This window comes from Serratia sp. (in: enterobacteria), assembly GCF_046715635.1.
Lineage (GTDB): Bacteria > Pseudomonadota > Gammaproteobacteria > Enterobacterales > Enterobacteriaceae > Chania.
The window spans coordinates 1-7,889 of the sequence record NZ_JBKJYW010000405.1 but is presented as its reverse complement, the minus strand read 5'-3'; the positions used below and the strand labels follow the sequence as shown (position 1 = coordinate 7,889).

General features: G+C 52.9%; 8 protein-coding genes. 7 read left to right on the top strand and 1 reads right to left on the bottom strand.

Features of this window, described 5'->3' with window-relative positions; translation table 11 throughout:
• The 3 genes from ACLQ7H_RS20970 to lpxK form a co-directional block, all read left to right on the top strand.
• The coding region (locus ACLQ7H_RS20970) for a DNA internalization-related competence protein ComEC/Rec2 (protein WP_411754328.1) at positions 1-647 on the top strand (647 nt) is incomplete at its 5' end.
• Between the two features lie 35 nt (positions 648-682).
• Positions 683-2,428, top strand: coding sequence for a lipid A ABC transporter ATP-binding protein/permease MsbA (gene msbA, locus ACLQ7H_RS20965; RefSeq protein ID WP_411754327.1), 1,746 nt, complete (start codon positions 683-685; stop codon positions 2,426-2,428).
• The gene (gene lpxK / locus ACLQ7H_RS20960) at positions 2,428-3,405 is read left to right on the top strand and encodes a tetraacyldisaccharide 4'-kinase (RefSeq protein ID WP_411754326.1); all 978 of its coding nucleotides are present in this window, start codon (positions 2,428-2,430) and stop codon (positions 3,403-3,405) included. The genes msbA and lpxK overlap by 1 nt, the downstream gene beginning before the upstream one ends.
• Before the next feature lies 1 nt (position 3,406).
• Here the strand turns inward: lpxK and ACLQ7H_RS20955 are convergent, their stop codons facing one another.
• Entirely contained in the window at positions 3,407-4,813 is a 1,407-nt protein-coding gene (locus ACLQ7H_RS20955; RefSeq protein WP_411754325.1) for a VOC family protein, read from the bottom strand.
• A 517-nt stretch (positions 4,814-5,330) separates the two neighbouring features.
• Between ACLQ7H_RS20955 and ACLQ7H_RS20950 the strand changes: the two genes are divergently transcribed.
• The 4 genes from ACLQ7H_RS20950 to ACLQ7H_RS20935 all read left to right on the top strand — a co-directional run.
• Positions 5,331-5,540, top strand: a complete 210-nt coding sequence (locus ACLQ7H_RS20950) for a cold shock domain-containing protein (protein WP_021804914.1) — start codon at positions 5,331-5,333, stop codon at positions 5,538-5,540.
• Between the two features lie 221 nt (positions 5,541-5,761).
• Entirely contained in the window at positions 5,762-5,983 is a 222-nt protein-coding gene (locus ACLQ7H_RS20945) for a cold-shock protein (RefSeq protein ID WP_021804913.1), read from the top strand.
• A gap of 110 nt (positions 5,984-6,093) precedes the next feature.
• A complete protein-coding gene (locus tag ACLQ7H_RS20940; RefSeq protein ID WP_411754324.1) occupies positions 6,094-7,353 on the top strand; it encodes a winged helix-turn-helix domain-containing protein in 1,260 nt (419 codons plus the stop codon).
• Between the two features lie 437 nt (positions 7,354-7,790).
• Positions 7,791-7,889, top strand: a 99-nt coding sequence (locus ACLQ7H_RS20935) for a Trm112 family protein (protein WP_411754329.1), incomplete at its 3' end; no start/stop codon positions are given.

Below are 7,889 nucleotides of genomic sequence, written 5' to 3'. Positions count from 1 at the left end.
TTTTGCCATTATTACGCTGGCGGCAGATCTCGCTGGAGCAAATCGTTATCAGCCATAGCCATCTGGATCATATCGGCGGTTTGCCGATATTGGCAGCCGCATTTCCACAGGCCAGCGTGCGTACGCCGATCGTGAACGTTGGCTACCTGCCTTGCGTTCAAGGGCAGCGGTGGGTGTGGCGAGAGCTAAACTTTCAGGTGTTGTGGCCACCAGCACGGGTGGTTTATGCCGCTAACGATGACTCCTGCGTAGTGCGTGTCGATGATGGCAAGTTCAGCCTGTTACTGACTGGGGATATTGAACGCCGGGCCGAGCAGGCGTTGCTGAAACAACGTGCGAATTTACCCAGCACTATCCTTCAGGTGCCTCATCACGGCAGTAAGACATCTTCAACGCCGCCATTTTTGCGTGCAGTTTCCCCCGAGCTGGCGTTTGCCTCGGCATCCCGCTATAACGCCTGGCGGTTACCGGCAGCAAAAATAGTCAAACGCTATCGGGAAAATCACATTCCCTGGCGTGATACGGCCCGCTCAGGGCAGCTTAGCGTGTTTTTTTATCGTCATGATTGGCAAGTTAAAGGCTTTCGCGAACAACTAAATCCACGTTGGTATCATCAGCGGTTTGGCGTTGAGGGGGATAATGAGTAGAATGGGCCGCTATTTCTTCCGATGCTGGTATTTGCATGATGAATGATAAAGATCTCTCCACCTGGCAGACGTTCCGTCGCCTCTGGCCGATGATCACTCCTTTTAAAGCCGGTTTGGTGGTAGCTGCCGTGGCGCTGGTTTTAAACGCTGCGGGTGACACGTTAATGCTGTCCCTGCTCAAACCGTTATTAGACGACTTTGGCAAAGCCGATAGCCGAGTCTTGCATTGGATGCCGCTGGTCGTGATTGGCCTGATGCTGATGCGTGGTATCACCAGCTATGTCTCCAGCTATTGTATTTCCTGGGTGTCTGGCATGGTGGTGATGCAGATGCGTCGTCGTTTGTTTGGCCATATGATGAGAATGCCGGTCGCCTTTTTTGACCAGCAATCGACAGGAACTCTGCTTTCACGTATTACCTACGACTCTGAACAGGTAGCGTCATCCTCTTCCAGTGCGTTGGTTACCGTGGTGCGAGAAGGGGCCTCGATCATCGGCCTGTTCATCATGATGTTTTATTACAGCTGGCAGCTCTCGCTGATCCTGATCGTGCTGGCACCGATCGTCTCCTTCGCGATCCGCCTGGTCTCCAAACGTTTCCGCAATATCAGTAAAAATATGCAAAACACCATGGGGCAGGTGACGACCAGTGCAGAACAGATGCTGAAAGGGCATAAAGAAGTGCTGATCTTTGGTGGCCAACAGGTGGAAACCGAGCGCTTCAACACCGTCAGTAACCGTATGCGTCAGCAGGGGATGAAGCTGGTTTCGGCTTCTTCTATTGCCGATCCTATTATTCAGTTGATCGCCTCATTGGCACTGGCGTTTGTGCTGTTTGCAGCAAGCTTCCCTAGCGTTATGGATACGCTGACAGCCGGTACTATTACTGTGGTGTTCTCCGCCATGATTGCCTTGATGCGCCCACTGAAATCCCTGACCAACGTGAATGCCCAGTTCCAGCGCGGGATGGCGGCCTGCCAGACGTTGTTCTCGATCCTGGATTTGGAACAGGAAAAGGATACCGGTACTCGCCAGGTTGAGCGTGCCAAAGGCGATATCGAATTCCGTAATGTGACCTTTGCCTATCCGGGGCGTGAGATCCCAGCGCTGCGTGATATCAATATGAGCATTTCAGAAGGTAAAACAGTGGCGTTGGTTGGCCGTTCTGGTTCGGGTAAATCGACGATTGCCAACCTGTTGACGCGCTTCTACGACGTGCAGGAAGGGCAGATCCTGATGGATGGCCACGATCTGCGGGAATATACCCTGGCCTCGCTGCGCGATCAGGTTGCCCTGGTCTCACAGAACGTCCACCTGTTCAATGACACCATTGCCAACAACATTGCCTATGCTCGTGAAGAGCGCTACAGCCGTGAAGAGATCGAGAAAGCGGCGCGCATGGCCTATGCCACCGACTTCATTGATAAAATGGAGCATGGTCTGGATACGGTGATCGGTGAGAACGGCGTGATGCTTTCCGGCGGGCAGCGTCAACGTATTGCTATCGCTCGTGCCTTGTTGCGAGATTGTCCAATCCTGATCCTGGATGAAGCCACCTCCGCGCTGGATACCGAATCCGAACGTGCAATCCAGGCGGCCTTGGACGAACTGCAGAAAAACCGTACCTCATTGGTGATTGCCCACCGTCTGTCGACTATCGAGAAAGCCGATGAGATCCTGGTGGTTGAAGATGGGCGTATCGTTGAACGTGGCCAGCATGCCGAGTTGATCGAGCAGAAAGGGGCTTACGCACAACTTCACCGCATGCAGTTTGGTCAGTAATGATAGAGCGCATCTGGTCCGGTAGTTCACTGGTTTATCTGCTGCTGTTGCCGCTCTCCTGGCTGTATGGCCTGGTGAGCGGCCTAATCCGCCTTAGCTACCGCTGTGGCTTGCGCAAGAGCTGGCGTGCGCCGGTGCCGGTGGTTATCGTGGGGAACCTCACTGCCGGCGGCAACGGTAAAACACCGATGGTGATCTGGCTGGTTGAACAGCTGCAACAGCGTGGCTACCGGGTCGGCGTGGTTTCCAGAGGCTATGGCGGAAAGTCGGCGGTCTATCCGCTGGTGTTGGATGCACAGACAACCACCCGGCAGGCCGGTGATGAGCCCGTGCTGATTTATCAGCGCACCGGGGCGCCGGTGGCTATTTCGCCAAAGCGTGCCGAAGCGGTGCAAGCCTTGTTGAACCAGGGCGAGCTTGATTTGATCGTCACCGACGATGGTCTCCAGCACTACGCTTTACAGCGTGATTTTGAGCTGGTGGTGATCGATGGCGTTCGTCGCTTCGGCAATGGTTGGTGGCTACCCGCTGGCCCGATGCGCGAGCGTGTAGCTCGCTTAAAGACGGTGGATGCCTGCGTGGCAAATGGCGGTGTTGCCCAGCCGGGGGAAATCGCCATGAAGCTCCAGGCGCAGGATGCGGTGAATATCGCCAGCGGTGAACGCCGCCCGGCGATCGAATTGCCCCACGTAGTGGCGATGGCAGGGATCGGTCATCCCCCAAGGTTTTTCGCCACGCTAGAAAAGTTGGGAGTTGAGGTCGAGCGCGAGGTAGCCTTTGCCGATCACCAGGAATACAATCACGGGCAGTTAGCCGCACTGGTGAGCCAAGGCCAAACGCTGCTGATGACCGAGAAGGATGCGGTTAAATGCCGTGCCTTTGCCCAGCCTGACTGGTGGTATCTGCCGGTTGATGCGGTCCTTCCCACCGAGCAGGCCGAGCAACTGTTGCAAGGGATTCAGAAGTTAATCAAATAATCTAAGCTTCCAAAGCGTGCAATCCCAAGGCTTGCGCGCAAGCTTGCAGTGAGCGTTGCTGCGTTTGCTGATACAGCGCCAATTCATCAATCACGCCTGCCCCTAATGCCTGTTCAAACGCCGCACGGCTCGATGCCGCCGCGTATTGCGCATGGCGGCTATCCCCCAGATTAGACTGAAAAATTCCGGCGGCGCTGACCGGCAGGAAATCCTCATACACCAATGGCTGGAAGCGGATGTAGTCCAGTGCGATGAGCTGTTCGAGCGTGCTGTGCTGCTCAACGGTGTCTTTAGCTGCCAGCCCACATTCGGTAGGGAAATAGCGGAACCAGGCTAATTGCTGCGCGCGTAGTGCATTATAATCATCCGGGAAGGCCTGGAAATGTTCAGCCAGCAGTTGGTAATAGCGTGGAGCATTATCTTCCGTAGCCGGAACCTGTAATGCATCCTGGGCTGCCTGCAGCAGGCGATCGTAAAGCCCACGCCCTTTGGCGGTCAGGGCTACGCCCCGTTGCTCAATCTCACCGAAACGCGCTGTGTGATGCCCCACAACCTGATGACCGTCAGGTTCGATAAACAGGACTTGTTCCTCTAACGCTTTGAAACTGGTCTGGCGTAACAGAATAGGGCAGTTGCGGGTTGGTGGGCCTTCGATCACCGCTTTGGGCGGGATCCCGCGTTCTGGCATTGCCGCCTGTACCCGATCGATATCCAGCGTTCTTGGTGTCAGATGGTTGATATGTGGCCCTTTGAAGGCGACGATATCGGCGATCAGGCGATGTTGATTGTGCAGCTGTTGATACTCGCTGGCGCTGACGGTGGCCAAACGGTGCCAACGGAAGGTTTCGATCGCCTGGGCAACAAATTCTTGCGCCTGCTCGGCATCCAACCCGCCCTGAACTTCATGTAACGCTATCAGCTCCAAAGCCCGTTCGGTAAAAATGCAGCGGCGAGCCAGCAGCCGCTCTGCCAGTTCGCGCAACGCCACATTCTCAATCAGTTCCAGTCGTAGCAACGAGGTGAAGATGCGAAACGGGCTGACTTGCAGATCGGCTTCATGCACGGCGCGAAAGGCGGTGGAGTGGACAGGGACGCCGGCAGCAGTCAGATCGTAATAACCGACCGGAGACATGCCCATTACGGCAAACAACCGGCGCAAGGTCTGCAATTCAGCTGCAGTGCCGACACGGATAGCACCGTGGCGCTCCATCGATAATCGACCGATTTCACCGGTAATCTGTAACCCATGGGCCAAGGCTGAATCTTTACTCAGCACCTCCCGGTTGGTTTCTGCGACCAGTTCGATCAAGTCACCGTACAGTGGCACCTCTTGTTGATACATGGCCGACATTGCCAGGGAAAATTTGGCGCGAATGTCATTCGGCGAGACGAAGTGCTGGTCGATCATACTGCTAGCTCCTTAGCTCAATAAAATCTGAAAAATGCGGTTTAGGCCGCCAATAGTGCTGGCTGGATGACCCCTCACCGTGTTTTTGACTCAAGTCTAGTCAGTTGGTTCGTGATTTGTTATCGATTGGCTAACGATATTAGTGTTTTATGCGTTGGCTCTCATTTGCAGACATAACCCCAAGTGGTGAGTGATGAGCGAGATGCTCCTTCGATGAGCTAAAAATAAGAGGAATTTAAACTAATAAAATCAGTGCAATAGGAATATTCTGGGCGGATATAGCTAAAAAGTGTGATAAACCTCTTGTCTTGATGATGAGTTTATGAGTAAATGCATACCGGCCTGTGATGCAGCGCTATTTATGTACGAGTATAGATTAAGTAGTTCCTCCCAAGACGTTATCATCTGATTCCGCTTCAAAGACGAACCTTCTAAGTACCTCCCATAAGTAATGATTCTGAAAAACGGCCAAATTGCCATAGGGCAGGTTTTTGTAAATATTTAAAAGGTAATAGTAATGTCTAAGAAGACTGGTCAGGTTAAGTGGTTCAACGAAAGTAAAGGTTTTGGTTTCATTGAACAACAAGATGGCGGCAAAGATGTATTCGTACACTTCTCTGCAATCATGACCGAAGGTTTCAAGACTCTGGCAGAAGGCCAGCGTGTTGAGTATACCATCCAGGACAGCCCGCGCGGGCCGGCTGCCGCCAACGTTGTTGCTCTGTAAGTTTACAGGGAATAGCGTATAGAGAGCTTAATACAACCATAATGACGCGTTAATGCTGAGTTATGCGGAAGATATTAAGCTCAACCAGCCCGCCGCAGTGCGGGTTTTTTAATTTTTGCTCACGAGAGGTTTGTTACGAAAAACTTTAGGATGGGCTGGTAGCGTCCACACAATAACAAAAATAACGTTGTGAAGGATGCTCAAGTGAAAGGATATAAAATATGTTTAAGAATACAATGCTAAAAATGGGCCAAGTGAAATGGTTTGATCAGGCTCAAGGCTATGGTGTTATTTCACCGGTCGATGGTAGTGACGAAATTTATGTTAGCCGCCGTGCTATCGCTAATACCAAGAACAAGTCATTAAACGAAGGTCAGAACGTCGAGTTCTCGATCTATCGTAGCTCTCACGGGCTGTCAGCGGCAGACGTTATCGCGTTCTGACCCAAACTTTCCTCGCCAGTGCCGGTGCCGCCACCCCATGCACTGGCGAAGAAAATTTCTCCAGGATCCTCTATCATCAGGCCATTGCTCAATGACCCTTGGATATCAGGATGCCAATCCCCGTTATTTCGCTTTCCTCTGCCCGCGCGCTTCATCTTGCCGCTCAAGGGCTGCTATCCCCGATCAAACGCCAGGCTCGCCCCGATGATGTGGTTACCGCCATCGATCGTATGGGGTTGCTGCAAATTGACACCATCAGCGTGGTGGCACGTAGCCCTTACCTGGTGCTGTTCAGCCGCCTGGGCGATTATCAACCAGAATGGTTGGGACAGGCCTTGGCTAACCGCAAACTGTTTGAGTACTGGGCGCATGAAGCCTGTTTTCTCCCCATAGATGACTTTGGTCTGTTACGCCACCGCATGCTGCAACCTCAGGAGATGGGGTGGAAATACTCGCAGCAATGGGTGCAACAGCACCAACAGGCTATCGATGAACTACTACAGCATATCGCGGTGCAGGGGCCAGTGCGTTCGGCTGATTTTAGCGCCGAAAAGAAAGGCGCTAACGGCTGGTGGGATTGGAAGCCGGAAAAGCGTCATCTGGAAATTCTGTTTACCTCTGGCAAGTTGATGGTGGCTGAACGCCGTAATTTTCACCGTGTCTACGATCTCACCGAACGTTTATTGCCGCAGTGGGATGATGATGTGCATGCCTTACCTCAGGCGACGGCGCAGCAACAGATGCTCAGCCGCAGTTGCCGCTATCTGGGCGTGTTTAAAGCCGAATGGCTGGCGGATTATTACCGCTTGAAACGCGTCGCCCCCAAACCGTTGCTGACAATGTTATTACAACAGGGAGAGATCTCCCAGATCGCTATCGACGGGCTGGAAGGGGAATTTTATGTCCATCAGTCGCTGGCGGCCGAGTTGGCGCTGGCGGAACAAGGGAAGTTGAAATCCACGGTAACCTGCCTGCTGTCTCCTTTTGATCCGGTGGTGTGGGATCGGCGGCGCGCGCTGGAACTGTTCAACTTTGACTATCGGCTGGAATGCTACACGCCAAAAGAAAAACGCCAGTATGGTTACTTCACCTTGCCGCTGTTGCAGCGCGGCGAACTGATTGGCCGGGTGGATGCGAAAATGCACCGTAAACAGGGCGTGTTTGAAGTGATCAGTTTCCATCTTGAGTCTGGGATCAAGCTGGGCAAACTACGTTGTCAGGATATTCGTCAGGCAATCACCCGTACGGCGAAATGGCACGGGGCGCAACAGGTCTCGCTAGGAGATGTACCAGCATCGTTGGCAGCAGAGTGGGGGCAAGGCTGGGAAGTCCCCTCACTCCAACCCTCTCCCACAGGGAGAGGGAGCTGAAAGTCCCTGCTCTGTTGGGAGACAAAAGATAATTTCACCAAAAATTGAGTGCTTCTTCATTCCCTGTAGGAGCTGGTATCAGGTACGGACTTCACTCTGTAACAGGATTAATGTTGAAGATGGGGACCGTAATTCAGTTGTGGCACGTTCAGTCCCGTCTCCTGAGGGAGAGGGTTAAGGTGAGGGCGTTTTCAGTTGCTGTAGTTGGCAAACAGCGCGATGATTTTATGAAGGCGTTTGATCATTTGCAGGTTCTCATTTTTTTGTGATGTAAGTCACAAAAAATTCTACGCCTGCGGATAGGCCGATTCAACCCCCGCAGAAAAATTTCCCGTTCGGCAACCGTCTGAGCAAATCAGGCGGTGATTAACCGGCCTCATGGCGTTATGCTATCCTCACGCACTTTCCCTGTTAGCATATCTTCCCCTGGAGGAAGCATGGATCACCGTTTACTCGAAATCATTGCCTGCCCGGTTTGCAACGGTAAGCTCTATTTCAACAAAGAACATCAGGAACTGGTCTGCAAACTGGACGGC

What these genes read in the sequence shown, in the direction of transcription:
- lpxK (WP_411754326.1), top strand. Translation starts at nt 2,428, where the DNA reads ATGATAGAGCGCATCTGGTCCGGTAGTTCACTGGTTTATCTGCTGCTG.
- ACLQ7H_RS20950 (WP_021804914.1), top strand. Translation starts at nt 5,331, where the DNA reads ATGTCTAAGAAGACTGGTCAGGTTAAGTGGTTCAACGAAAGTAAAGGT.
- ACLQ7H_RS20940 (WP_411754324.1), top strand. Translation starts at nt 6,094, where the DNA reads ATGCCAATCCCCGTTATTTCGCTTTCCTCTGCCCGCGCGCTTCATCTT.
- ACLQ7H_RS20955 (WP_411754325.1), bottom strand. Translation starts at nt 4,813, where the DNA reads ATGATCGACCAGCACTTCGTCTCGCCGAATGACATTCGCGCCAAATTT.
- msbA (WP_411754327.1), top strand. Translation starts at nt 683, where the DNA reads ATGATGAATGATAAAGATCTCTCCACCTGGCAGACGTTCCGTCGCCTC.
- ACLQ7H_RS20945 (WP_021804913.1), top strand. Translation starts at nt 5,762, where the DNA reads ATGTTTAAGAATACAATGCTAAAAATGGGCCAAGTGAAATGGTTTGAT.